The organism is Streptomyces sp. NPDC050564 (genome assembly GCF_044457265.1).
Lineage (GTDB): Bacteria > Actinomycetota > Actinomycetes > Streptomycetales > Streptomycetaceae > Streptomyces.
Window position 1 is genome coordinate 17,433 of record NZ_JBITGS010000044.1, and the last position, 23,295, is coordinate 40,727.

The window sequence follows — 23,295 nt, forward strand, 5'->3', positions numbered from 1 at the left end:
GACACCAACACAAGTCCGTTCATGCCCGAATCGCGCCCGAACCTGTTTACTTTTCGGAAATCCGGGCGTAGCCTCCGAGTGAAACCACAGGTTCGGGCATCAGGTGGAGGCGAACGGACATGTACGCACCGGAGCGGCAGCAGGAGATCCTCCGGCTCGCCCGTGACGGCGGCAGGGTGGACGTGCTGTCCCTGGCGGAGGAGTTCCAGGTCACAGCGGAGACCATCCGCCGGGATCTGAAGACCCTGGACCGCGCGGGTCTCGTACGCCGTGTGCACGGTGGAGCGATACCGGCCGGGCGCCTGGACTTCGAACCCGACCTCGCCGAGCGCGAGTCCACCGCGGCCGACCAGAAGGACCGCATCGCCGAGGCCGCGGTCGCCGAGCTGCCGGCCGACGGCACGGTGATCCTGGACGCGGGCTCGACGATCGCCCGCCTCGCCGGGGCGCTGCCCCTGGAGGCGACTCTCACCGTCGTCACCCATAGCCTGCCCATCGCGGCCCGCCTCGCGGACCACCCCGGCATCCAGCTCCATCTCGTCGGGGGGCGCGTACGGCACCGTACGCGCGCCGCCGTGGACGCCTGGGCGCTGCGGGCATACGGCGAGATCCGCGCCGATGTGCTGTTCATCGCCGCCAACGGCTTCTCCGCCGACTACGGACTGACCACCCCCGACCTCGCCGAGGCCGCCGTCAAGCGCGCGACCATGCGCGCCGCGCGCCGCGTGGTGCTGCTCGCCGACTCCTCCAAGAGCGGCCAGGAGCACTTCGCCCGCTTCGGCGACCTGAGCGATGTGGACCTGCTGATCACCGACCGGGGGCTGAGCCCCGAAGACGCCGCCACCATCGAACGCGGTGGCACCGAAGTGCTGTGTGTATAGAGCGGCAAGCGGCGCGAAAGCGCCGCGTTGTCCAAGCGGCACGAACGTGCCGTGTGTTGAGAAACGAGTGCGCATGATCCTCACCGTCACCCCCAACCCGTCCCTCGACCGTACGTACGAGGTCCCGTCGCTCGACCGCGGCGAGGTCATCCGGGCCACCGGCGAACGCATGGACCCGGGCGGCAAGGGCGTGAACGTCTCGCGCGCGGTCGCGGCCGCCGGACAGCGCACGGTCGCCGTACTGCCCCTGGGCGGAGCGCCCGGCGCACTCGTCGCCGACCTGCTCGACGCGCAGGGCATCGAGGTCGCCCCGGTCCCGGTCGCCGGGGCCACCCGCTCGAACATCTCGGTCGCCGAACCCGACGGCACCCTGACGAAGATCAACGCCCCCGGCCCCGAACTCTCCGCCACCGAGGCCGAACTCCTCCTGGAGACCGTCCGGCAGCAGTACCGCGCCGGCGACACCGACTGGATCACCTGCTGCGGCAGCCTGCCCCGCGGGCTCGCCCCGTCCTGGTACGCCGACCTCGTCGCCCGCGCGCACGCGGCGGGAGCCCGGATCGCGCTGGACACCTCGGGCCCGGCGCTGCTCGCGGCGCTGCGCGAGCGGCCCGACGTGGTGAAGCCCAACGCCGAGGAGCTCGCGGAAGCCGTCGGGCGCCCCCTAGCCACGGTGGGCGACGCGGTGAAGGCGGCCGAGGAATTGCGCGAGCTGGGCGCGCACGCCGTGCTCGCGAGCCTCGGCGCGGACGGGCAGTTGCTCGTGGACGCGACGGGTGCCTGGTTCGGCAGCGCGCGCGTCGATGTCGTGCGCAGCAACGTGGGCGCCGGCGACTCCTCGCTGGCCGGCTTCCTGATCGCCGGCGGCAACGGCCCCGAGGCCCTCGCCTCCGCTGTCGCCCACGGCGCCGCGGCCGTCCGACTCCCCGGCAGCGTGATGCCGGGTCCGGCCGACCTCGACCCCTCCGCCGTGACCGTCACGTCGGAGGTCCCGGTGGACCTCGCACTCACGGAGCCCGTGTCATGAACACCGGATCGCTTTGCTGCGGCGCGCGCGGATCGCTTCCCCACGGCGAGTACGGCCGGCCGGGCTACGTCGAGTACGGCTCACCTCGCGCCGGCGAGTACGGCTCACCTCGCTACGGTGCGTGCGGATCGCTTCCTCGCGATGTGCGCGGGTCGCTTCCCAACGGCGTGCGTGGATCACTCTTCCTCCGTGCGCGCAGATCGACTCCGCCCGGCGTGCGCGCCCCGCACCCCGGATCGCGTACCGGGCTGGTGAGCCCGGCGGCACGCCCCTCCCGTACGCCTCCTGAACCGGCCCTGAAGCGGCGGGGGCTCCCCTTCCCCGCCGCAACCATCCGGAAGTGGGGTCCCCCCGGCCCCGCGACCGGCGAGAGGCGGGGTTTCCCCGGCCCCGCCTCTTCCACTCACCGCACCACTCCTCTCACCCCCCTCGCCGGTCTCACCCGGCCTTCCCCTGTCACCTCTGTCCCCGCTGAGCGCAACACCCCCGTCCCCACCCCCGCCCACACCTCCCCCCGGGCGATACGCGTGCGAAGGAGCCCGCGATGAGCGAGATGATCACCGCGGACCTGGTCGACCTCGACCTGTCCGCCGATACGAAGGAAGCGGCGGCGCGCGCCCTCGCCGAGCGCATGGTCGCCAAGGGTCGGGTCACCGACCTCGACGGCTTCCTCGCCGACGTGGCCGCTCGTGAGGCCCAGATGCCGACCGGCCTGGACGGCGGCATCGGCATCCCGCACTGCCGGAGCGAACACGTCACCGAGCCGACGCTCGCCTTCGGACGCAGCGCGGCCGGGATCGACTTCGGCGCGCCGGACGGGCCCGCCGACCTGATCTTCCTGATCGCCGCCCCGGCCGGAGCGGACGACGCCCACCTCACGATCCTGTCGTCCCTCGCCCGCCAGCTGATGAACGCCGAGTTCACCTCCGAGCTGCGGGCCGTGGACGACGCGGCAGCCGCGGCAGCGCTCATCCGCGGGGACGAGCCCCCGGCGGCCGCGACCGCGGCCGCCTCCGAGGACTCCGCGACGGTGTCGAATGCGGCGGCCTCCGCCGGCACCGTCACGGACGGCAAGGCCCCGGTGCCGGGTGCGACCGTCGACGACGGAACCGCCCCGGCGCCGGGCGCCACCGACACGGAGGGCGCGCAGCCGTTCCGTATCGTCGCCGTCACTTCCTGCCCCACCGGCATCGCGCACACCTACATGGCGGCCGAGTCGCTGGAGAACGCGGGCCGCGAGGCGGGCGTCGAAGTGGCCGTCGAGACGCAGGGCTCGGCCGGCTTCACCCGGCTCGACCCGGCGGTGATCGCCGCCGCCGACGGCGTGATCTTCGCGCACGACGTACCGGTTCGGGACAAGGACCGCTTCGCCGGCAAGCCGACGGTCGACGTCGGTGTGAAGGCGGGCATCAACAAGCCCGCCGAACTGATCTCCGAGGTGCGGGACAAGGCCGCACGCGGTGAGGTGACCGCGGGCTCCGCCCCCGGCACACCCGTGGAGCGCGCCGGTGAGTCCGGCGAGGGCTACGGCACCAAGCTCCGCAAGTGGCTGATGTCCGGCGTGAGTTACATGGTCCCGTTCGTCGCGGCGGGCGGTCTGCTGATCGCCCTCGGCTTCGCGATCGGCGGCTACAAGATCAACAAGGCGCCGTCGGTCATGGACCACTTCCTGTGGACCCAGGCGGACAGCTGGGGCGCGCTGTTCTTCCAGATCGGCGTCGTCTCCTTCGGCTTCCTCGTCCCGGTCCTGGCCGGCTACATCGCCTACGGCATGGCGGACCGGCCAGGCCTCGTGCCCGGCTTCGTCGGTGGCGCGATCTCCCTCACCATCAACGCGGGCTTCCTCGGCGGCCTGGCCGCCGGTCTCATCGCCGGTGGTGTGGTGATCGGGATCCAGAAGGTCAAGATCCCGGCGGCGTTGCGCGGCATCATGCCGGTGGTGGTGATCCCACTGATCTCCGCGGCGATCGTCGGATTCCTGATGTTCGTGGTGATCGGCAAGCCAATCGCCTCCGCCCAGAAGGGCATGACCGACTGGCTGAACAGCCTCACCGGCACCAACGCCATCCTGCTCGGCATGCTGCTCGGCCTGATGATGTGCTTCGACCTCGGCGGCCCGGTCAACAAGGTCGCGTACACCTTCGCCACCGCCGGTATCGCGGTCGCGAGCCCCAGCGACTCGGCCATGAAGATCATGGCCGCGGTGATGGCGGCCGGTATGGTCCCGCCGCTCGCCATGGCGCTGGCGACGACCGTGCGCGGCAAGCTCTTCACCCAGACCGAGCGCGAGAACGGCAAGGCGGCCTGGGTCCTCGGCGCCTCCTTCATCTCGGAGGGCGCGATCCCGTTCGCGGCCGCCGACCCGCTGCGCGTCATTCCCGCCTCCATGGTGGGCGGCGCGGTCACCGGCGCCCTGTCGATGGCCTTCGGCGCCACGCTGCGCGCCCCGCACGGCGGCATCTTCGTGGTCCCGCTGATCGGCAACCCGTTCCTCTATCTGATCGCCATCGCGGCCGGTGTCTGTGTCACCACCGCCCTGGTGGTCGTCCTGAAGGGCATGCGGAAGCAGGCCCCGGCGGGTGCCGCCACGGAGGTCGCGGACACCGCGATATCTGCCAAGGCCAACTCGAAGGAGCCGGTCGCGGCCTGAACCGCCGAACCGCCTGCCCCTTTAGGGCGCCTGTGAGGTGTTCACCGCATCTGCGAGATGCATCACGGTCCGGGATCAAAGTCCCGGACCGTGGTGTCTACTGGGGCGTATGCCTGAGCACGTGTCGATGTTCCAGTTGGTGGGCCTGCCCGTCCTCGCCCTGGTGACCGCCATCTGCGTCGTCGGCCTGGGACGCCTCCGGCGTCGGCACCGCTTCGAGGCCTCCGCCCGGCGCCACCATGAAACACTCCGGGCCATGCCCGAACAGCGCCGGTCCGGCCCCGCCACGGAGTCCGTGGAACTCACCCCGGAGGAGCGCGCCGCCTTCGCGGGTCTGGTACGCCGGTTCAGCGACAGTCGCCGCCCGTAGTGGACGATGCGGGGGCACCGGGCGCTCCGTGAGCGGCATGCGGGGCGCAGGGCTCCGCGCCGCGATGTCTGGGGCGCACGGCGGTGCGGGGGTGCGCGGCGGTGCGGGCGTGCGCGGCAGCGTCAGCCGAGCCGTGCCGCGCGCCGTTCCATCGCGTCCCGCGCCGCTTCCTCCGTCGCGTACACCTCGCACATATGACGCCGATCCGGCGTCGCCGTGTGCTCGACCTCCCACAGGGAGATCTCCCGCCCGTCGCGCAGCAGGAACGCGTGCTCGTAGAGCGAGAAGCACAGCCCCGCCTGGCCCGCGCGGCACGGGCGCCCGAAGGCCTGGGTGATCTGATGGGCGGACGCCTCGCGCAGCAGGAGCGACGTGATGTCGGCTCCCGGCCGGTCCGGGTTCTCCGCCCGTCGCAGCAGCCGGCGCGCATGGTCGGCCGAGTCGTCGGGCACGTACGCGTGACGCGGCTCGGGGATCGTCGGCAGCTGCACCAGCACGGGCAGTTCGAAGTCCGGGGCGTCCGGCGGCAGCGGGAGCCGGGCCGTGGCGGCGCGCAGCTCCTCCTCGTCGACGTACACCTCATGCTGCGGCTCGCTGCCCGGCGCCGTGTTGTGCACGAGCTCCCACAGCGTGACCGCCGAGCCGTCGGCGAGCAGCCAGGTGTGCCGGTACGTCTCCCGGTGCAGCCCCGCGCTGTGGTGCGCGGAGTGCAGCGAACTGTCGTGCGCCAGCGCGCAGTCGAGCCGCCTTATCGTCTCGTCGGGCAGCTCGAAGGAGTTCAGGGCGCGACCGAGGAGTCGCGCGAGATGCTCCTCCGGAGACTCGGGCGACTCGGGTGGTTCGTACGCTGCTGTCTCGTACGGAACGCTCAAGGTTTCTCCCGGCGTTGCTGCATGTCACCTTGTGGGTGCATACCGTAGCCCCTCGGTCGGACATCATGTCCGCGAACCGAGAAAACGTACGGACGGAAAACGGGCGGGCCGCGCGGCAAGTTCCCACGCGGCCCGCCCGGGCGTCAAAAGGCCCTCGTCAGACGGCACTTCCGGCGGTCCACGCGCTCCATGACATGTTCCAGCCGTTGAGCCCGTTCTCCGGCGCGACCGTCTTGTCGGGCGAATTCTTGACCGTCACGACGTCCCCGATGAGGGAGTTGTCGTAGAACCACTTGGCGGTCGTGTCCCCCTGAGCGCCCTGCGCATCGGCGAGGCCCACACAGCCGTGGCTGGTGCCCTGCCGACCGAAGGGAGGATTGCCCTTGTTGTACCAGTAGTTGCCGTGGATGAAGGTCCCCGACGACGTCAGTCGCATCGCGTGCGGCACGTCCGGGATGTCGTACTCGCCGCCGTAGCCGACCGTCGAGCCGTTCATCCGCGTCTGGACGAACTTCTCCGAGATCACCATCTGCCCGTTGTACGTGGTGTGCTGCGGGCTGCCCGCCGAGATCGGAACCGACTTGAGGGTCTTGCCGTCGCGCACCACCGTCATGGTCTGCGTGTTCACGTCGACCGTGGAGACCTGGGAGCGCCCGATGGTGAAGGTGACCGTCTTCTTCTGCACCCCGTAGACGCCGTTCGCGCCCTCGACCCCGTCCAGGTCGATCTTCATCGTGACCTTGGACCCGGCCTTCCAGTACTCCTGGGGCCGGAAGTCGAGCCGATCCGTCCCGAACCAGTGCCCCACCACCTGCTGTCCGCTGCTGGAGCTGATCGTGATGTGCGACTGCACGGCCTTCTTGTCGCTGATCGCCTTGTCGAAGTTGAAGGAGACCGGCATGCCGACACCGACCGTGGCGCCGTTGTCGGGTGTGTACGTACCGATGAAGCTGTTGCTCGAAGAGACCGTCGTGAAGATGGAGTTGGCGGCGGAGGTCCGCCCGTTCGCGTCCTTCGCGGTCACCGAGATCTGATACTTCGTCCCCCGCTCCAGCTGCTCCTTCGGCTTCCATGAGCTGCCGTTCGCGGAAATCGCCCCCGGTACGGCCGTCCCGGTCCCGGCCACCGCCATCTTCACGTCGGTCAGCCTGCCGTCGCTGACCTTCACCCCGGTCGCGTTGATCGACGCGCCTGTCGAACCGTCCTTGGCCGAGATGGCGATCTTCGCCGTGGACGTCTTGGCCGTGTTCTGGCCGTCCTTGCCGCTCTTGCTGTCGGCGTTGGCGTTGCCGCCGCAGGCGGTGAGGGTGAGGGCGCCGACCATCAGGGCGGCACAGGCCCCCAGTGCGCGCCGCGCTGTTATGTCCGGCGTTGTCACGGGCTGCTCCCAGTTCTCGTGATGTGCGTGATCCGCTCCAGTGCGTGGAGAAAGAGCGAGCCGAAGCGGGAGGGGTTCCCTCGGCCCGCTCCGCACGCCATCACGTGACAGAACCGGGACAATCACTCCTTGGCGAACCACGCCTGCCTGCGCAGACGCGGGATCAAGGCGGTCATCCCGGAGAAGGCCGATCAGGCCGCGAACCGTAAGAAGCGCGGCAGGGACGGTCGACCAGTGGCCCATGACGCCGAGCAGTACAGGGAGCACAACACGGTGGAACGCTGCATCAACAAGATCCGGGCATGGCGGGGCCCGGCCACGCGCTACGACAAGACGCCCGCGAGCTACATGGCGGGGCTCCAACTACGCGGATCCATCATCTGGATACGCAGCCTCAACCCGGGGCCGCGGTCGCGGCGCCCGGCTGGCAAGCCGGACGCCGCGACCGCTTGGGTCAGGCCGACGCGGTAACCGCTCCGCCGAGGTGCCGGGCGAAGAACCGGACCGCGCTGTCGACCTCGAACCGAGGCAGCTCCTTGTGCTTGCCCGAGTTCACGTGCAACGACTTCTCCTTCGAGGCGAAGGCGTCGAACAACGCGAGACCCTCCTCGCGCGAGATGTGCTCGTCGTCCCACTGCATGTCGAACTCGATCGGGATGGTGATCAGCTTCGCCTTCTCGGCCAGGACATCGGGCCAGTGCTGACCGAAGACCGCGGCCGTGACCCTGGGTTCGACCGCCACGAACGGTACGCCGATCGCGGTGCCCATGTTGATGCCCCAGAAGCCGACCAGCCCGTCGGTGCCGATCTCCGGGAGTTCCTGGAGGGCATCCAGGGTCGCCTGGTACTCGGGCACGGCGAGCCCCGCCAGATAGTCGTTGTAGCGCACGACGATCGGGCCTTCCGGCTCACCCGCCGCCCTCGCCCGGAACAGCTCGGCGATCTCCGCCTCGTCGTGCTCCGTACGCGGCCGGTCGCCGTGACCGGGCGCGTCGATGACGGCGACGTGGAAGCCGCACCCGGTCACGAGGCGCTGGGCGCGGCCGGACATCGCCGGGTGCTTCTTGTGGTTGCCGCCGCCGTGGGCCATCAGGACCAGGGGTGCGCGATCGGCCGCATTGGAGGCCGACGACCAGAGGACGCCGGGGATGCCGCCCACGGTGAAGTCGCGTTCGAGCATGCCGTTCGACGACGACTCGGCGGTGAACTGCAGAGAGTGCATGGGTATTGCCTTTCGGGAGTGCCTTGTTGTCGAGGCGCTCCCGGCGAGACCTACGTCAATCGCCGGCCGTGACGGCAAGGGGGAGCACCCACATGGATACAGCGTTCATGGGTCTCACCTCCTCGGGCGGTGTCACGGTCGACTGGAAGATATCGCAACGATCATCATCCCTCCAACCCTTTTCCCGCGCGTGATCCCAACTCCAGACAGGCCCTAGACGCCCCCGTAGAGCTCCCCGTACGACGGCCACAACCCGCCCGGCCCGTCCACCGACTCCGCCGCCCGCACCGCCCGGACGATCGCGCGCGTCACCAGGTCCGCGCCCGCCGCGAGGACCTCGTTGAGCGCGAGGGGGTTCTCGACGGCGAGCGGCCGGGCGCCCGTGGCCAGTGCGAACACCGTGTCCCCGTCGTTCAGGAGATGCACCGGCCGCACGGCGCGCGCGATCCCGTCGTGTGCCGTGCCCGCAAGCTTTTGCGCCTGCGCGCGGGTCAGATCGGCGTCGGTGGCGACGACGGCGAGCGTGGTGTTCAGCGGGGGAGGAGCGTTCCTCGCGGCCGCCTCGGCAAGCCGCCGCCGGGCCGCCTCGTGCATTTCGACCGACGGGAGCGATGTGCGCCCCTGCAGCAACTCCCCGTACAGTGCCCCCGTTTCCGGTTCCATCGCCGAACCCGCCGCGTTGGCCACCACCAGCGCCGCCACCGTGATCCCGGACTCGAGCACGGCGCTCGCCGTCCCGATCCCGCCCTTGATCAGCCCGATCGCCGCCCCCGTGCCGGCGCCCACGCACCCTTCGCGCACTGGCGCGCCCGGCTCACTCGCGTCCGCCGCCTCGACCGCGCCCCGCCCCGTGGACGCGTCCGGCCTGGCCCGGAAGTCGCCGCCGCGGCCCAGATCGAAGACACAGGCGGCGGGCACGACCGGCACGACGTGCGCCGGGTCGGGGCCCACCCGCACCCCGCGCCCCCGCTCCTCCAGCCAGGCCATCACGCCGGACGCCGAGTCCAGCCCGTACGCGCTGCCGCCGGTCAGCACGACCGCCTCGACCTTCTGCACGAGGTTGCGTGGATCCAGCGCGTCCGTCTCCTTGGTGCCGGGACCACCGCCGCGTACGTCCACGGCCGCGATCGCACCGCCCTCAGGGGCGAGCACCACCGTGGTGCCGGTGAGCCAACCGTCACCGATGCGCGTCGCGTGCCCCACCCGCAGGCCCGCCACATCCGTCAGAGCGTCAACTGTCATGCCGCCAGTGTTCCTCGGCCGCACGGCTCAGTGGCGGCATGTGCTGCACGGCCCCGGCGGGGACACGGGCCGCACGGCTCCGCGGCGGCCCGGCCGCGGGGGAGCGCGGCTCACCCTCCCTAAGCGGCCCTCGTCCCTTCCCGCACGACCATCCGCGCCGTCAGCGTCACCCCGACCGCCACCGCCAGCGCCGATACGATGCCCGCCGCGAGCACCGCCCAGTCGCCCAGGAACGTGCAGAGGATGACCAGCAACGCGGTGGTCGGCAGCACGAGCTGCTGCGCGATGCCCACCTTGAAGTAACGGGAGTGCAGCACCCAGACCGTGAGCAGGTACAGCGCCGCCGGCAGCGTCACCGCGGCGGACGCCGCGAGCGTCGAGATGTGTGCCGTGCCGACCGCCTGCTCGACCGCGACCTCCAGCCCCGCGCCGATCGCGGCGGCCGACGCGAAGATCAGGTAGTGCCCGTACCCCCACAGGAACGCCTGTGCGTTGGATCGCAGATGCCCATGGATCGGCACCACGAAGTAGATCCACCAAGCGGAGAAGACAATCAGCAGCCCACCCGCGGCGATCGGCAACAGCTCCCCCAGCGCGTCGTGCTCGTCCACGCCTGCCTTCACGGCGACCGTGGCCGCGGCGATCGTCTCGCCGAGCACGATGATGGTGAACAGGCCGTACCGCTCGGAGATGTGATGCGCATGCCAGGACGTGGTGAAGTCCTTCTCCGCGTACACCGGGACGCACAGTTCGGCGGTCGCCATCACCAGGAACACCCAGGGGCGGCCGGACTCGGGCAGGATCAGCAGCCCCAGCCAGCCGATCAGGCACAGCAGCACGCCGCCCGCGTACCGCAGCGCCATGGTTCTCTCGGCCCCTTCGGCGGACCGCGCCACCCGCAGCCACTGCGCGATCATCGCGAACCGCATGATCGCGTATCCGAGCCAGACGAGCAGGAACTGGTGGTTCTCGAACGCTTGCGACACTCCGGCCGCGAGCACGAGGACGCCGGCGATCTGCACCAGCGTGACGACCCGGTAGAGCGCGTCGTCGTTGTCGTATGCCGAGGCGAACCAGGTGAAGTTCATCCAGGCCCACCAGATCGAGAAGAAGATCATCGCGTAGTTGAGGATGCCCTCGCCGGCGTGGCCCGCGGCCACGGCGTGCACCAGCTGGGCGCCCGCCTGGGCAATGGCCACGACGAAGCACAGGTCGAAGAAGAGCTCCAGCGGCGACGCCACCCGATGGGCCTCGTCCCGCTCCCGGGCGGTCATTCTGCGCAGCGGCCCTCGCGGGGCCGGCCGGGGCGGGGGAGCGGAATCGGGTGCGGTACTGGACGTCATACGGCCAAGCACAGCAGAAAACTCCCGGGAACTCCTGCTGTGGCAGTTCACCAGCTCCTGCACCGCCTGTCGTGCCGTCTGCCCCGTCTGCCCCGTCTGTCCCGCCTGCCCTGCGACCTTCGGTGCCCGTCCCGCCGTCCGGGCAGCCGGCCCTGCCGTCCGCCTGCGGCGTCGCGCCCGCCCGGGTGCCGGGGCCCCGGCCGGGCCGGACTGGGCCGGGACCGGGACCCCCTCGGCGTACTCTTGACGCATGAGTACCGCCCCTGCCCCCGAACCGCGCGATCCGAAACCGGCGCTGGTCTTCGACGACCCGCTGAGCCAGCAGTCCTCGGACGACACGGACCGTGGGTGGGGCGAGCGGGCCGACAGCGGCGGCGACAGTGCGGCGGACCTGAAGCGCTTCCTCGACGAGAAGCCGCCCCACCACATCTGAGCCCAGCTCTTGGGAATCCGAGTCCGAGCCCAGCTCTTGGGAATCCCAGTCCGAGCCCGTCCCGTCGAGTTCTGTGCCCCTCCCGCGAGATTCTCGGCCCAGGCCCGGATCCTCGCCGTCAGTCCCGGGTGTGTCCCGAACCGCGCTGTGCCACCAGGGTGTCGCGGATCTCCTTCAGTACCTCCAGCTCGGTCACCTCGAGGACCTCGTGCGTGCCCTCCTTCGCCTTTCGGCGGGCCTCCACCCGTGCCAGGTACTTGGCCATCGGCAGGACCATCAGGAAATAGACGACGGCGGCGGTGATCACGAAGCTGAGTGTTGCGCCCAGCACCGAGCCCCACAGGATCCGGATGCCTGTCGCGTGGTCCCCGCTGCCGGTGCACGGGCTCTTGAGGCAGGAGCTGTAGCTGTCGAGGTTCTTCGTGCCGATCGCACCGACCAGTGGGTTGATGACGCCCTTCACGACCGAGTTGACGATGTTGGTGAAGGCCGCGCCGATGACCACCGCGACGGCCAGATCGACGACGTTGCCGCGCATCAGAAAGGCCTTGAAGCCGTCCCAGACACCGGGTTGCTTCTTCTCGCTCACAAAGAGCCCCCTCCGCACAAGTTGTGGAACAAACAGCTCCGCAACCTACGTCAGGGCCCGCCGGACCTGTCTAATTCGCCAGCTCGAGGGAGCGACTTGACACCGATTCGTCACTCAGCACAGCGTCACCGCCAGCCGTGCGGTGGCACTCGCGCCGGCCAGCCGCGCCGCCGTCGACCGAGGGACGGAGAGGACGATCAGCGCCCCGGTCTCGGTGGCGCCGACGTCCGGCACCTCGGTCACCCGCGCCCCGGCCGCGACCACTCGGGCCTGGCCGCCGCTGTCCGCCGCGACGACATCGACCCGGTCGCCCGGCCGCAACAGCCGCACTGTGGCACCGTCGGAGATCCGCACCGGCGCCGTCACGGTCTCGACCGTGTGCCGCTCGCGTACGGGAGGGGGCGCGGTGGTGGAGGCGGCGGCCGGATGCCCTCGCGTCCGCTCGGCGTCACGAGGGCCGGCCGCGACCAGGGCCGCCGCGGTGACAGCGAGCCCCGCGGCCACGGCGCGCCGCTTGTGCCGTGCGAGGCGCCGCAGCTGATACCGCCCGCCGCGTACGCGTACGGGAGCGAAGTGGGGCACCTCGCAGGTCGGAGGTGCGTCCGTGCCGGGCGGGCGTACGAGCGCTTCCGTGCCGGGCGGGCTTACGAGAGGGGAGAGCTGTGCCATGGTGACCACCACCTGCGACGAGAGATCGGCTTGCGATCCCACGATGAGGCCTCGCGGCGAAGCCCGTCGGCGCCCGTGCACCACCGACGGGTTGTGGACAACTCCCTCACTCGAACGGGAAGTTCCGTACCCCTGTGAGCGGCGCTAGGGCAGCGTGAACCCCGGATCCATCCCTCCCAGCGCCGTCGTGCACAGACAGTCCCGCGTCTCGTTCGCCGGCAGCCCCGCGACCGCGTCGAAGAGCACCCCCCGCAGCCGGTCCACATTGGCCGCGAACACCTTCAGTACCTCGTCGTGCGAGACGCCCTCACCGGTCTCGGCGCCCGCGTCGAGGTCGGTGACGAGGGTCAACGACGTGTAGCAGAGCTCCAGTTCGCGGGCGAGCGCGGCCTCGGGGTGGCCCGTCATCCCCACCACCGACCAGCCCTGCGCCTGGTGCCAGAGCGATTCGGCGCGGGTGGAGAACCGGGGCCCCTCGATCACCACGAGCGTGCCGCTGTCCACCGGCTCCCAGTTCTGCCCGCGCGCCGCTTCGAGGGCGACCTTGCGCCCGACGGGGCAGTACGGGTCGGCCAGCGACACATGCACCACGTTCGGCACGGTGCCGTCCGGCAGCGGCATCCCGTCGAAGTATGTCTGCGTCCGCGACTTCGTACGGTCCACCACCTGGTCCGGCACGAGCAGCGTCCCGGGCCCGTACTCCGGTCGCAGTCCGCCCACCGCGCAGGGCCCGAGGATCTGGCGTGCGCCGACGGAGCGCAGCGCCCACAGGTTGGCCCGGTAGTTGATGCGGTGCGGCGGCAGATGGTGGCCGCGGCCGTGGCGGGGGAGGAAGGCGACCCGTCGCCCGGCGATCTCGCCGAGGAGCAGGGAGTCGCTGGGTGGTCCGTAGGGGGTGTCGACCTGTATCTCGGTGACGTCGTCCAGGAAGGAGTAGAAGCCCGAGCCGCCGATGACACCGATCTCGGCCCGGGCCGTCGCCTGCTCCCCGCCCGGGCTCTGTGCGTTCTCCGTGTTCGCCATGGTCCGCACCCTAACCGGGTCGGGGAACGCCGAAGACCCTGCCGCCGGACGACGACAGGGTCCTGTAAGAACTGGCCCCGCGAAAGCCGGGGGCAGGCCTTACGAAGTGTTACGCGGCGGAGCTGCTGGACGAGCCGGTTCCCGACGACTTCGAGTCCGAGGACGACGAGGACGACGAGGTCGTCGACGACGAGGACGAAGAAGAGGTCGACGGCTTCGCCGACGCGGGCGAGCTGCTCGACGAGGAGCCGCGGCTGTCGTTGCGGTAGAAGCCGGAGCCCTTGAAGACAATGCCGACGGCCGAGAACACCTTCTTCAGGCGGCCACCGCAGTTGGGGCACTCGGTCAGGGCATCGTCGGTGAACTTCTGCACCGCCTCAAGGCCCTCGCCGCACTCGGTGCACTGGTACTGGTAGGTCGGCACTTGTCTTCCTCCTGGCACTCTCACTCAATGAGTGCTAACGACGGTCCATAGTGACGTATTCCGCGAGATCAGTCCACTGTCACCGGCACTCGGTGACCGACGCCACGTGCGACGGTGCGACTCGGGGCCCGGGTCGTCAGCCGTGACCGCAGGGCCAGCAGCGTGACCAGAGCCAGTCCCGTACCGGCCATCGGCACCAGGAAACCGGCACCGTCCCAGAGGCGGTCCTCCAGTTGTCCGGCGACCGTGACGGCCGCCGCCTGCCCGAGCGCGACCGCGCCGGTCAGCCAGGTGAAGGCCTCGGTGCGGGCGGCCTGCGGGACCAGGCCCTCGACCAGGGTGTAGCCGGTGATCAGGGCCGGAGCGATGCATATGCCGACCAGGAGGCCGATCCCGGCGAGCACGATCACGGAGTGGGCGGCCCACAGCCCGGAGGCGGTGAGCGCCAGGGCCGCGTACCCGAGGACGAGGCGTCGCTGCGGGGCCACCTTCCAGGCGATGGCGCCGCAGACGATGCCGGAGAGCATGTTGCCCGCGGCGAAGATGCCGTACAGGACGCCGTTCAGACCCGGCTCGCCGATCGACTCGCTGAACGCGGTGAGGGAGACCTGCATGCCGCCGAAGACGGAGCCGATGCCCAGGAAGGTGACGATCAGAACGCGCACTCCGGGGACCCGCAGCGCGGAATCGTGCTGCACGCGCGTGTGCCCGGCGGGAGCGACAGTGGGCTGGGTGCTCTTCTGCGCGGCGAAGAGGAGACCGCCGATCAGGGTCAGCGCGGCCTCGGTGAGCAGACCCGCGGACGGGTCCACGGCCGTGCACAGCGCCGTGGCGAGCAGCGGGCCGAACACGAAGGTCAGCTCGTCCGTGACGGACTCGAAGGCCGCCGCGGTGGTCATCAGGGGCGAGCCCTGCAGCTTCACGCCCCAGCGGGCACGCACCATGGGGCCGATCTGCGGCACCGAGGCGCCGGTCGGCACGGCGGCGACGAAAAGCGCCCACAAGGGGGCGTCGGTCAGCGCGAGCGCCGTCAGGGAGAGGCCCGACAGGGCGTGCACCAGGACGCCGGGCAGCAGGACCGCCCGCTGCCCGTGGCGGTCGGCGAGACGTCCCGTGAAGGGCGCGAACAGCGCCATGGAGACACCGGTGACGGCGGCGACGGCGCCGGCAGCTCCGTACGAGCCGGTGGTGTGCTGCACGAGCAGCACGATGGAGATGGTCAGCATCGCGAACGGCTGGCGTGCGGCGAAGCCGGGAAGCAGGAACGTCCAGGCGCCGCGTGTGCGCAGCAGCTGTCCGTACCCAGGGCGGGAGGTGACCGTGGATGCCACGGCCCGTGCCTTTCTGCCGCCTGGTAGCGCGCCCGTGCGGGGGCGCCGAGAGCTGTCCTCTTGCGCGGAACTGCGGTAGATACCGGGTCGCCCACTGCGAGGGCACCGCGGCCGCCATACGGTCGCGCCAGCTCTGCGTCAGGCAGAGTTGGTTCGATCAAGGTGCGCCTTCATCGTACAGGGACGGAGGTGTCCGGTGCCTGTGAAAACGAGCACCACGGCAGCATTCGCCTGTGAATGCCATCGCTCCTTAATGTCCCGTTTGCCGTTCCGCTCCGTTGCCCGGTGTTCCCAGCCAGCCGGCCAGCTTGCCGCCCTGGGCCACGGCGCGCAGCCGCTTCTCGGCCGCGTCCCGGACCGGATCGGTGGCCACCACGAGTAGCTCGTCGCCGTACCGCAGCACGGTCGTGGGCAGCGGCACGAAGGACTTCCCGTCCCGCACGACGAGCGTGACGGCAGCGCCCGCGGGCAGCCGTAGCTCGTTCACCTCGACGCCGTGCATCCGCGACCCCCCGGGGATCGCGACGGACAGCAGATGACCGCGCAGCCGTTCCAGGGGCGCCGATTCGATGCCGAGGTCGGCGGCCTCGGCGGCCTCGCCCAGGCGCAGCTTCCGGGCCAGCCAGGGCAGTGTGGGCCCCTGGATGAGGGTGTAGGCGACGACCAGAACGAAGACGATGTTGAAGATCCGGCGGCTCTCCGCGACACCGTTCACCATCGGGATCGTCGCCAGGATGATGGGGACGGCGCCGCGCAGCCCCGCCCAGGACATCAGCGTCTGTTCCTGCCACGGAACACGGAACGGCAGCAGGCTCACGACGACGCTCAGCGGCCGCGCCACCATGGTCAGCACCAGGCCGATGACGAGGGCGGGCCAGATGTCGTCGCCCATCTCGTGCGGCGTGACCAATAGACCGAGCAGGACGAACATACCGATCTGGGCGATCCACCCGAGTCCTTCGGCGAAGCCGCGCGTGGCGGGCCAGTGCGGCAGTTTGGCGTTGCCGAGCAGCATCGAGGCCAGATACACGGCGAGGAAGCCGCTGCCGTGGGCGAGTGCGCCGGCGGCGTAGGCGACGACCGCGATCGCCATCACGGCGATCGGGTAGAGGCCGGAGGCGGGCAGTGCCACATGGCGCAGCCCGTAGGAGCCGAGCCAGCCCACCGCGATGCCGATGGCCGCGCCGATGGCGAGCTCCAGAGCTATCTCGCCCAGCAGCGTGTACCAGTGCTCCACGGGGCCGGCCATGGAGAACGCGACGACGAGGATGACCACCGGAGCGTCGTTGAAGCCCGACTCGGCCTCCAGCACGCCCGTCACGCGCGCGGGGAGGGGGATTTTCCGCAGCACCGAGAAGACCGCCGCTGCGTCCGTCGAGGACACCACCGCACCGATGATGAGCGCCTGCCGCCACTCGAGCCCGATGAGGTAGTGCGCGCCCGTGGCCGTGATGCCGACGCTCACGGCGACGCCGACCAGCGCCAGGCAGGAGGCGGCCGGAAGCACCGGCTCGATCTCCTTCCACTTCGTGCCGAGGCCGCCCTCGGCCAGGATCACGACCAGGGCCGCGTACCCGATGACCTGGGTCAGCTCGGCATTGTTGAAGTGGATGTCGCCGATTCCGTCCTGGCCCATCGCGATGCCGATGCCCAGGTATACGAGCAGGCTGGGGAGCCCGCTGCGCGAAGAGATCCGAACCGCTGCCACCGCGACGAGCAGGACGAGCGAGCACACGAGCAGGAGCTGGTTGAGGTGGTGGACAGTCAGCGGCTGTTCCCTTCTCGCCGATCCGGGCACGGGATCAGAACAGGCCGATCCGAACGCCGGACGTTGGTACGTCAGTCCAAGTACTTCATTACCTTACCTAATTCTTGACGCTTTCTTGACACTCCAGTGGGCAAGATCGAACTCCCGTGCGCCCGGGTACCCGACTCCGCGTCAAGGCGCTGTGAGCCCTGCGCCTATGGTTGCTCCAGCACTCCAGGACCGCCTGCCGCTCGCGTTAGGACAGCAAGGACAGCGATGCCCCCCAACACCACCGCCTCTTCCGGCCAAAAGCCCGGCAAGTCCGGCAGGAAGAAGGGGCGCAAAGCCCGACTGTTCTTGATTGTCCTGGTCCTGGCCATCATCGGAGGCGTCGCCTTCGGCGCGTACTGGAGCATCAGCACCGTGCGCGCCTCCTTCCCGCAGACCAAGGGCTCCCTCACGCTGGACGGCCTGTCGGGACCCGTCGACGTGAAGCGCGACGGCAACGGCATCCCGCAGATCTACGCCTCCTCCGACGAGGACCTGTTCATGGCGCAGGGCTTCGTCCAGGCGCAGGACCGGTTCTACGAGATGGACGTGCGCCGCCACATGACCTCGGGCCGGCTCTCCGAGATGTTCGGCAAGGGCCAGGTCAAGAACGACGAGTTCCTGCGCACCCTGGGCTGGGACCGGGTGGCGAAGAAGGAGTACGACACCAAGCTGTCGGCCTCCACGAAGAAGTACCTCCAGGCGTACGCCAAGGGGGTCAACGCCTACCTGAAGGGCAAGGACGGCAAGGACATCTCCCTGGAGTACGCGGCCCTTGGTTTCACCAACGACTACAAGCCCCAGGAGTGGACCCCGGTCGACTCGGTGGCCTGGCTCAAGGCGATGGCCTGGGACCTGCGCGGCAACATGCAGGAAGAGATCGACCGCTCCCTGATGACGAGCCGCCTCGGTCCGAAGCAGATCGCCGACCTGTACCCGGACTACCCGTACAGCCGGAACAAGACGATCGTCCAGGACGGCGCGTACGACAGCATCACCAAGTCGTACGTCCAGGCCGGCTCAGGTACGGCCTCCTCGACCTCCACGGCGGGCACCGGGCTGACGAACAACGCCACGGCACCCTCCGGCTCCGGCCTGCAGAGCCAGCTGTCGGGGCTCTACAACGTCCTCGACGACCTGCCCACGGCCGTCGGCGTGAACGGCAACGGCATCGGTTCGAACTCCTGGGTCGTCGGCGGCAAGCACACCATCACCGGCAAGCCCCTGCTGGCCAACGACCCGCACCTGTCGGCCTCGCTGCCGTCGGTCTGGTACCAGATGGGCCTGCACTGCACGAGCGTCTCCAGCAAGTGCCAGTACGACGTCTCCGGCTACACCTTCGCGGGCATGCCCGGTGTGGTCATCGGCCACAACCAGGACATCGCCTGGGGCATGACCAACTCCGGGGTCGACGTCACCGACCTCTACCTGGAGAAGCTCACCGGCGACGGCTACCAGTACGGCGGCAAGGTGCTGCCCTTCACGACCCGCAAGGAGACGATCAAGGTCGCGGGTGCCGCGTCCAAGAAGATCGTCGTCCGGGAGACCAACAACGGGCCCCTGCTGTCCGACCGCGACGACGAACTCGTCAAGGTCGGCAAGAAGGCCACCGTCGACCCCGCTGCGCCCGACCGCGGCGACGGCTACGGCATTTCGCTGCGGTGGACCGCGCTGGACCCGGGCAACTCCATGGATGCCGTCTTCGAGATGGACAAGGCGTCGGACTGGCCCGAGTTCCGCAAGGCGTCCGCGTCCTTCGACGTGCCCTCGCAGAACCTGGTCTACGCCGACACCAAGGGCCACATCGGCTACCAGCTGCCGGGCAGGATCCCGATACGAGGCGAGGGCAACGGCTCGCTCCCGTCGCCGGGCTGGGACCCCGAGTACAACTGGACCGGATACATCAAGCAGGCCGAGCTGCCCTACGAGTACGACCCGAAGCGCGGCTACATCGTGACCGCCAACCAGGCCGTCGTCGACCCGGACAAGTACCCCTACACGCTCACCACGGACTGGGGCTACGGCACGCGCAGCCAGCGGATCACCGATCTGATCAAGACGAAGATCGACGGCGGCGGCAAGATCTCGACCGACGACATGCGCCAGATGCAGCTCGACAACAGCAGCGAGATCGCCAAGCTGATCGTGCCCAAGCTGCTCAAGATCGACGTCGCCGACAAGAACGTACGCGAGGCGCAGAAGCTTCTGGAGGGCTGGGACTACACCCAGGACGCCGACTCCGCGGCGGCCGCGTACTTCAACGCGACCTGGCGCAACATCCTCAAGCTCGCCTTCGGCAACAAGCTGCCCAAGGAGCTGCGGGTCAAGGGCCAGTGCCTGTGGGTCGACCCCGTCGACACCACCGGTCCCGCGGACGAGGACCAGTCGGTCCGCGAGTGCGGTCAGCGCGACGCCGACCAGGCGCAGCCGGACGGCGGCGACCGCTGGTTCGAGGTGGTCCGCAAGACCATAGACGACGAGAACAACGACTGGTGGAAGTCGCCCAAGACGCGCCTGGACAAGGCGACCGACACCCGTGACGAGCTGTTCGCGCGGGCGATGAAGGACGCTCGCTGGGAGTTGACCGCGAAGCTCGGCAAGGACATCGACACCTGGAGCTGGGGCCGGCTGCACCGCCTGTTCCTGAAGAACCAGACGCTGGGCACCGACGGTCCCGCGTTCCTGAAGTACATGCTCAACCGCGGCCCCTGGAAGCTCAGCGGCGGCGAGGCGACGGTCAACGCGACCGGCTGGAACGCGGCGGGCGGCTACGGAGTTGTCTGGGTGCCGTCGATGCGGATGGTCGTCAACCTCGGGGACCTCGACAAATCCAAGTGGATCAACCTCTCCGGCGCCTCCGGGCACGCCTACAGCGCCCACTACACCGACCAGACGGACAAGTGGGCCAAGGGTGAACTGCTGCCCTGGGCCTTCTCGGAGAAGGCCGTCGACAAGAAGACGAGCGACACTCTGGTCCTGAAGCCCTGAGAGTCGGTACGGAATCGAAGTGGCCCTCTACGCGCGCGTGGAGGGCCACTTCACGTATGCGGGGGCGTCAGCGGAAGCGGCGCACGCCGGAGGGGGTCACCACCGCGTGGACGGGACGGTCGTGCGGCTCCTCGGGCACTCGCTCGACGACCTCGGCGTCGTACAGGAGCACCACCAGCGCGGGATCGGCCCCCGCACGCTCCAGACGGGCCAGGACACGGTCGTAGGAGCCCCCGCCGCGTCCCAGACGCATGCCGCGCGCGTCGACGGCGAGACCGGGCAGCAGGACGACGTCGGCGCCCTGGACGGCCTCCGGACCCAGCCGCTCGCCGGCGGGCTCCAAGAGCGCCATCTTTCCGCCGTGTTGGACCCGTACGAGGGACTTCTCCCCGGCGTACGCCCCCCAGTCCAGGTCGTTGTCCGTCATCAGGACCGGCAGCAGCACGCGCACGCCCCGCGCGTGCAGCGCGTCCAGGAGTGCGAGGGTGCCGGGCTCGCTCCCCACGGAGACGTACGCCGCCACCGTGCGCGCGTGCGCCAGTTCGGGCAGCTCCAGGGCGCGGGCGGCCAGGGCCTCGGCCGTTTTCCGCACGTCATCGGCCGTCAACCCTTTTCTCACCAAGAGGAATCCTCGCCGCAACATTCGCTTGCCAGACTCAGGTTCACGTCCGAGGTGACTCACAGGTTGCTCCCGTACCCTTCCTAATGCGCTCATATGAGAGCGAATTAACCGGAGCCTCAGATTCCGCACATAGCCACCGGTTATGGTTGCGGGCATGACTGAGTCACACCCCAGGATCAGCAAGGCTGTCATTCCCGCAGCAGGCCTCGGCACCCGGTTCCTGCCGGCCACCAAAGCCACTCCCAAGGAGATGCTGCCGGTCGTCGACAAGCCGGCGATCCAGTACGTGGTCGAAGAGGCCGTGGCGGCGGGTCTTGACGACGTCCTGATGATCACGGGTCGCAACAAGCGCCCCCTCGAGGACCACTTCGACCGCAACTACGAGCTCGAATCGGCGCTCCAGAAGAAGGGCGACGCCGACCGGCTCGCCAAGGTCCAGGAGTCCAGCGACCTCGCCACCATGCACTACGTGCGCCAGGGCGACCCCAAGGGTCTCGGTCACGCCGTTCTGTGTGCCGCCCCGCACGTCGGCCACGAGCCCTTCGCCGTGCTCCTCGGTGACGACCTGATCGACCCGCGCGACCCCCTGCTCGCCCGCATGGTCGAAGTCCAGGAGCAGCGCGGCGGCAGCGTCATCGCGCTCATGGAGGTCGCGCCCGAACAGATCCACCTCTACGGATGTGCCGCCGTCGAGGCCACCGACGAGGGCGACCTGGTCAAGGTGACGGGCCTGGTCGAGAAGCCGGACGCGGCGGACGCGCCCAGCAACTACGCGATCATCGGGCGGTACGTCCTCGATCCGCACATCTTCGACATACTGCGCAAGACCGAGCCGGGTCGCGGCGGTGAGATCCAGCTCACCGACGCTCTCCAGCAGCTCGCCGACGAGGAGAAGATCGGTGGCCCCGTGCACGGCGTCGTCTTCAAGGGCCGCCGCTATGACACCGGGGACCGTGGCGACTACCTGCGTGCCATTGTCAGACTCGCGTGCGAACGTGAAGACCTGGGCCCGGACTTCCGGACCTGGCTTCGCAGTTACGTAGCCGAGGAGATGTAGGGACTTTGAGCAGCGCCGCGACCCGCACCACCGGCCAGGATCACCTCTGGTCCGTGGACGATCACCTGGAGGACATCCTCGCGACCGTCCGCCCCCTCGAACCCATCGAGCTGCAACTCCTCGACGCCCAGGGCTGCGTCCTGGTCGAGGACGTGATGGTGCCGGTCTCCCTGCCGCCGTTCGACAACAGCTCAATGGACGGGTACGCGGTCCGGGTCGCCGATGTCGCGGGGGCGAGCGAGGAGTACCCGGCCGTCCTGGGGGTCGTCGGTGACGTCGCGGCCGGCCAGGCCAAGCCCCCCTATGTGGGCCCCGGCCAGGCCGCCCGCATCATGACCGGCGCCCCGCTGCCGCCCGGCGCCGAGGCCGTCGTCCCCGTGGAGTGGACCGACGGCGGCCTGGGTGAGGGCCCGGTCTCCGGGATGCGCGCCCGCAGCGCGGCCCCCGAGGCCGCTTCCGGTCAGGTGCAGGTCCACCGCCCGGCCGAGGCGCGCGCGCATGTGCGCGCGAAGGGCAGCGATGTGAAGGCCGGTGACCGTGCCCTCGAAGCCGGCACCGTCCTCGGCCCGCCGCAGATCGGCCTGCTCGCCGCGATCGGCCGCGGCACCGTACGCGTGCGCCCGCGCCCGCGCGTGGTCGTCCTGTCCACGGGCAGCGAACTGGTCCAGCCCGACGAGGAGTTGGGCGCCGGCCAGATCTACGACTCGAACAGCTTCGCCCTCTGCGCCGCCGCCCGCGACGCCGGGGCCATCGCCTACCGGGTGGGCGCGGTCGCCGACGACGCCGAGACGCTTCGCGCCACCATCGAGGACCAGCTCATCCGCGCGGACATGCTGGTCACGACGGGCGGCGTGAGCGTCGGCGCGTACGACGTCGTCAAGGAGGCGCTGTCCTCCGTGGGCGACGAGGACGAAGCGGGCAGCGGCATCGACTTCCGCAAGCTCGCCATGCAGCCCGGCAAGCCCCAGGGCTTCGGCACCATCGGACCCGACCACACCCCGCTGCTCGCACTCCCGGGCAACCCCGTGTCGTCGTACGTCTCCTTCGAGCTGTTCGTACGCCCCGCGATCCGCACCCTGATGGGGCTGAAGGACGTCCACCGGCCCACGACCAGGGCGACGCTGAAGGCGGACAAGGCGCTGACCTCGCCCGCGGGCCGTCGGCAGTTCCTACGGGGGACGTACGCGGAGGGCGAGGTGACGCCCGTCGGCGGCGTCGGATCACACCTGGTCGCGGCGCTCGCGCAGGCCGACGCGCTGATCGTCGTCCCCGAGGACGACACGTCGGTCGAGCCCGGCGCGGAGGTCGAGGTGGTCCTGCTCGGCTGAGCACCCCGCGTTGGCGGTAGCGTGTCGCGCACAACAGGCCCACGCGCCGCA

Annotated in this window: 20 protein-coding genes and 1 pseudogene; 9 read left to right on the top strand and 12 right to left on the bottom strand. The window is 70.0% G+C overall.

All coding sequences use genetic code 11. The features are described 5' to 3' along the window. The first annotated feature begins 119 nt into the window (after positions 1 to 119). The 4 genes from ACIBK0_RS43525 (at position 120) to ACIBK0_RS43540 (ending at position 4,928) form a co-directional block, all read left to right on the top strand. Positions 120 to 881, top strand: a complete 762-nt coding sequence (locus ACIBK0_RS43525; protein WP_399093255.1) for a DeoR/GlpR family DNA-binding transcription regulator — start codon at positions 120 to 122, stop codon at positions 879 to 881. A 73-nt stretch (positions 882 to 954) separates the two neighbouring features. After that, the gene (gene pfkB, locus ACIBK0_RS43530; protein WP_399093258.1) at positions 955 to 1,908 is read left to right on the top strand and encodes a 1-phosphofructokinase; all 954 of its coding nucleotides are present in this window, start codon (positions 955 to 957) and stop codon (positions 1,906 to 1,908) included. Between the two features lie 544 nt (positions 1,909 to 2,452). Next, on the top strand, positions 2,453 to 4,558 hold the full coding sequence (locus tag ACIBK0_RS43535; RefSeq protein WP_399093261.1) for a fructose-specific PTS transporter subunit EIIC: 2,106 nt from the start codon (positions 2,453 to 2,455) through the stop codon (positions 4,556 to 4,558). 109 nt (positions 4,559 to 4,667) lie between these two features. Continuing rightward, positions 4,668 to 4,928 (top strand): hypothetical protein, encoded by a 261-nt coding sequence (locus ACIBK0_RS43540; RefSeq protein ID WP_399093264.1) that lies wholly within the window; start codon positions 4,668 to 4,670, stop codon positions 4,926 to 4,928. A gap of 122 nt (positions 4,929 to 5,050) precedes the next feature. Here ACIBK0_RS43540 and ACIBK0_RS43545 read toward each other — a convergent pair whose 3' ends face one another. Continuing rightward, positions 5,051 to 5,800 carry a DUF6227 family protein gene (locus tag ACIBK0_RS43545; RefSeq protein WP_399093267.1) on the bottom strand — a complete coding sequence of 250 codons (750 nt, stop codon included), beginning with the start codon at positions 5,798 to 5,800 and terminating at the stop codon, positions 5,051 to 5,053. A gap of 157 nt (positions 5,801 to 5,957) precedes the next feature. Next, positions 5,958 to 7,178 carry an Ig-like domain-containing protein gene (locus ACIBK0_RS43550; protein ID WP_399093270.1) on the bottom strand — a complete coding sequence of 407 codons (1,221 nt, stop codon included), beginning with the start codon at positions 7,176 to 7,178 and terminating at the stop codon, positions 5,958 to 5,960. A gap of 141 nt (positions 7,179 to 7,319) precedes the next feature. On the opposite strand from ACIBK0_RS43550, the pseudogene ACIBK0_RS43555 reads away from it, so the two are divergent. Beyond that, positions 7,320 to 7,574 (top strand): annotated as a pseudogene (locus tag ACIBK0_RS43555) (IS5/IS1182 family transposase); the annotation flags it as partial. A gap of 58 nt (positions 7,575 to 7,632) precedes the next feature. On the opposite strand, the gene ACIBK0_RS43560 reads toward ACIBK0_RS43555, so the two are convergent. The 3 genes from ACIBK0_RS43560 to ACIBK0_RS43570 form a co-directional block, all read right to left on the bottom strand. After that, positions 7,633 to 8,400 (bottom strand): alpha/beta hydrolase, encoded by a 768-nt coding sequence (locus ACIBK0_RS43560; RefSeq protein ID WP_399093273.1) that lies wholly within the window; start codon positions 8,398 to 8,400, stop codon positions 7,633 to 7,635. A 213-nt stretch (positions 8,401 to 8,613) separates the two neighbouring features. Continuing rightward, entirely contained in the window at positions 8,614 to 9,642 is a 1,029-nt protein-coding gene (locus tag ACIBK0_RS43565) for a P1 family peptidase (protein ID WP_399093276.1), read from the bottom strand. Positions 9,643 to 9,761: 119 nt separating this feature from the next. Next, positions 9,762 to 10,985, bottom strand: a complete 1,224-nt coding sequence (locus ACIBK0_RS43570) for a low temperature requirement protein A (RefSeq protein WP_399093279.1) — start codon at positions 10,983 to 10,985, stop codon at positions 9,762 to 9,764. Positions 10,986 to 11,235: 250 nt separating this feature from the next. Here ACIBK0_RS43570 and ACIBK0_RS43575 point away from each other — a divergent pair, with 250 nt between their 5' ends. Further along, positions 11,236 to 11,418 (top strand): hypothetical protein, encoded by a 183-nt coding sequence (locus ACIBK0_RS43575; protein ID WP_399093282.1) that lies wholly within the window; start codon positions 11,236 to 11,238, stop codon positions 11,416 to 11,418. 118 nt (positions 11,419 to 11,536) lie between these two features. On the opposite strand, the gene mscL is transcribed toward ACIBK0_RS43575, so the two are convergent. From mscL to ACIBK0_RS43605, 6 genes are all read right to left on the bottom strand, one after another. Continuing rightward, complete coding sequence (gene mscL / locus ACIBK0_RS43580) at positions 11,537 to 12,007, bottom strand: large conductance mechanosensitive channel protein MscL (RefSeq protein WP_399093285.1); 471 nt, start codon at positions 12,005 to 12,007, stop codon at positions 11,537 to 11,539. 114 nt (positions 12,008 to 12,121) lie between these two features. Next, on the bottom strand, positions 12,122 to 12,676 hold the full coding sequence (locus ACIBK0_RS43585) for a hypothetical protein (RefSeq protein ID WP_399093288.1): 555 nt from the start codon (positions 12,674 to 12,676) through the stop codon (positions 12,122 to 12,124). Between the two features lie 144 nt (positions 12,677 to 12,820). Further along, positions 12,821 to 13,699, bottom strand: coding sequence for an S-methyl-5'-thioadenosine phosphorylase (locus ACIBK0_RS43590; protein ID WP_399093291.1), 879 nt, complete (start codon positions 13,697 to 13,699; stop codon positions 12,821 to 12,823). A gap of 109 nt (positions 13,700 to 13,808) precedes the next feature. Further along, positions 13,809 to 14,123, bottom strand: coding sequence for an FmdB family zinc ribbon protein (locus ACIBK0_RS43595; protein ID WP_399093294.1), 315 nt, complete (start codon positions 14,121 to 14,123; stop codon positions 13,809 to 13,811). 68 nt (positions 14,124 to 14,191) lie between these two features. Next, entirely contained in the window at positions 14,192 to 15,454 is a 1,263-nt protein-coding gene (locus tag ACIBK0_RS43600; RefSeq protein WP_399093297.1) for an MFS transporter, read from the bottom strand. Positions 15,455 to 15,704: 250 nt separating this feature from the next. After that, positions 15,705 to 17,252 carry a potassium/proton antiporter gene (locus ACIBK0_RS43605; protein ID WP_399093300.1) on the bottom strand — a complete coding sequence of 516 codons (1,548 nt, stop codon included), beginning with the start codon at positions 17,250 to 17,252 and terminating at the stop codon, positions 15,705 to 15,707. Positions 17,253 to 17,477: 225 nt separating this feature from the next. On the opposite strand from ACIBK0_RS43605, the gene ACIBK0_RS43610 reads away from it, so the two are divergent. After that, positions 17,478 to 20,237 (top strand): penicillin acylase family protein, encoded by a 2,760-nt coding sequence (locus ACIBK0_RS43610; RefSeq protein ID WP_399093303.1) that lies wholly within the window; start codon positions 17,478 to 17,480, stop codon positions 20,235 to 20,237. 67 nt (positions 20,238 to 20,304) lie between these two features. On the opposite strand, the gene ACIBK0_RS43615 is transcribed toward ACIBK0_RS43610, so the two are convergent. Further along, positions 20,305 to 20,880 (bottom strand): 5-formyltetrahydrofolate cyclo-ligase, encoded by a 576-nt coding sequence (locus ACIBK0_RS43615; protein WP_399093306.1) that lies wholly within the window; start codon positions 20,878 to 20,880, stop codon positions 20,305 to 20,307. 133 nt (positions 20,881 to 21,013) lie between these two features. Here ACIBK0_RS43615 and galU point away from each other — a divergent pair, with 133 nt between their 5' ends. Continuing rightward, positions 21,014 to 21,916: a UTP--glucose-1-phosphate uridylyltransferase GalU gene (gene galU / locus ACIBK0_RS43620; protein WP_399093309.1), complete on the top strand. Its 903-nt coding sequence runs from the start codon at positions 21,014 to 21,016 to the stop codon at positions 21,914 to 21,916. A 5-nt stretch (positions 21,917 to 21,921) separates the two neighbouring features. Further along, entirely contained in the window at positions 21,922 to 23,244 is a 1,323-nt protein-coding gene (gene glp, locus ACIBK0_RS43625) for a gephyrin-like molybdotransferase Glp (protein WP_399093311.1), read from the top strand. The last annotated feature ends 51 nt before the right edge of the window (positions 23,245 to 23,295 follow it).

Coding starts and splice junctions, on each gene's coding strand:
- ACIBK0_RS43535 (WP_399093261.1), top strand. CDS start 2,453: ATGAGCGAGATGATCACCGCGGACCTGGTCGACCTCGACCTGTCCGCC.
- ACIBK0_RS43585 (WP_399093288.1), bottom strand. CDS start 12,676: ATGGCACAGCTCTCCCCTCTCGTAAGCCCGCCCGGCACGGAAGCGCTC.
- ACIBK0_RS43590 (WP_399093291.1), bottom strand. CDS start 13,699: ATGGCGAACACGGAGAACGCACAGAGCCCGGGCGGGGAGCAGGCGACG.
- ACIBK0_RS43560 (WP_399093273.1), bottom strand. CDS start 8,400: ATGCACTCTCTGCAGTTCACCGCCGAGTCGTCGTCGAACGGCATGCTC.
- ACIBK0_RS43540 (WP_399093264.1), top strand. CDS start 4,668: ATGCCTGAGCACGTGTCGATGTTCCAGTTGGTGGGCCTGCCCGTCCTC.
- ACIBK0_RS43610 (WP_399093303.1), top strand. CDS start 17,478: ATGCCCCCCAACACCACCGCCTCTTCCGGCCAAAAGCCCGGCAAGTCC.
- ACIBK0_RS43575 (WP_399093282.1), top strand. CDS start 11,236: ATGAGTACCGCCCCTGCCCCCGAACCGCGCGATCCGAAACCGGCGCTG.
- galU (WP_399093309.1), top strand. CDS start 21,014: ATGACTGAGTCACACCCCAGGATCAGCAAGGCTGTCATTCCCGCAGCA.
- ACIBK0_RS43570 (WP_399093279.1), bottom strand. CDS start 10,985: ATGACGTCCAGTACCGCACCCGATTCCGCTCCCCCGCCCCGGCCGGCC.
- ACIBK0_RS43565 (WP_399093276.1), bottom strand. CDS start 9,642: ATGACAGTTGACGCTCTGACGGATGTGGCGGGCCTGCGGGTGGGGCAC.
- pfkB (WP_399093258.1), top strand. CDS start 955: ATGATCCTCACCGTCACCCCCAACCCGTCCCTCGACCGTACGTACGAG.
- ACIBK0_RS43615 (WP_399093306.1), bottom strand. CDS start 20,880: ATGTTGCGGCGAGGATTCCTCTTGGTGAGAAAAGGGTTGACGGCCGAT.
- ACIBK0_RS43525 (WP_399093255.1), top strand. CDS start 120: ATGTACGCACCGGAGCGGCAGCAGGAGATCCTCCGGCTCGCCCGTGAC.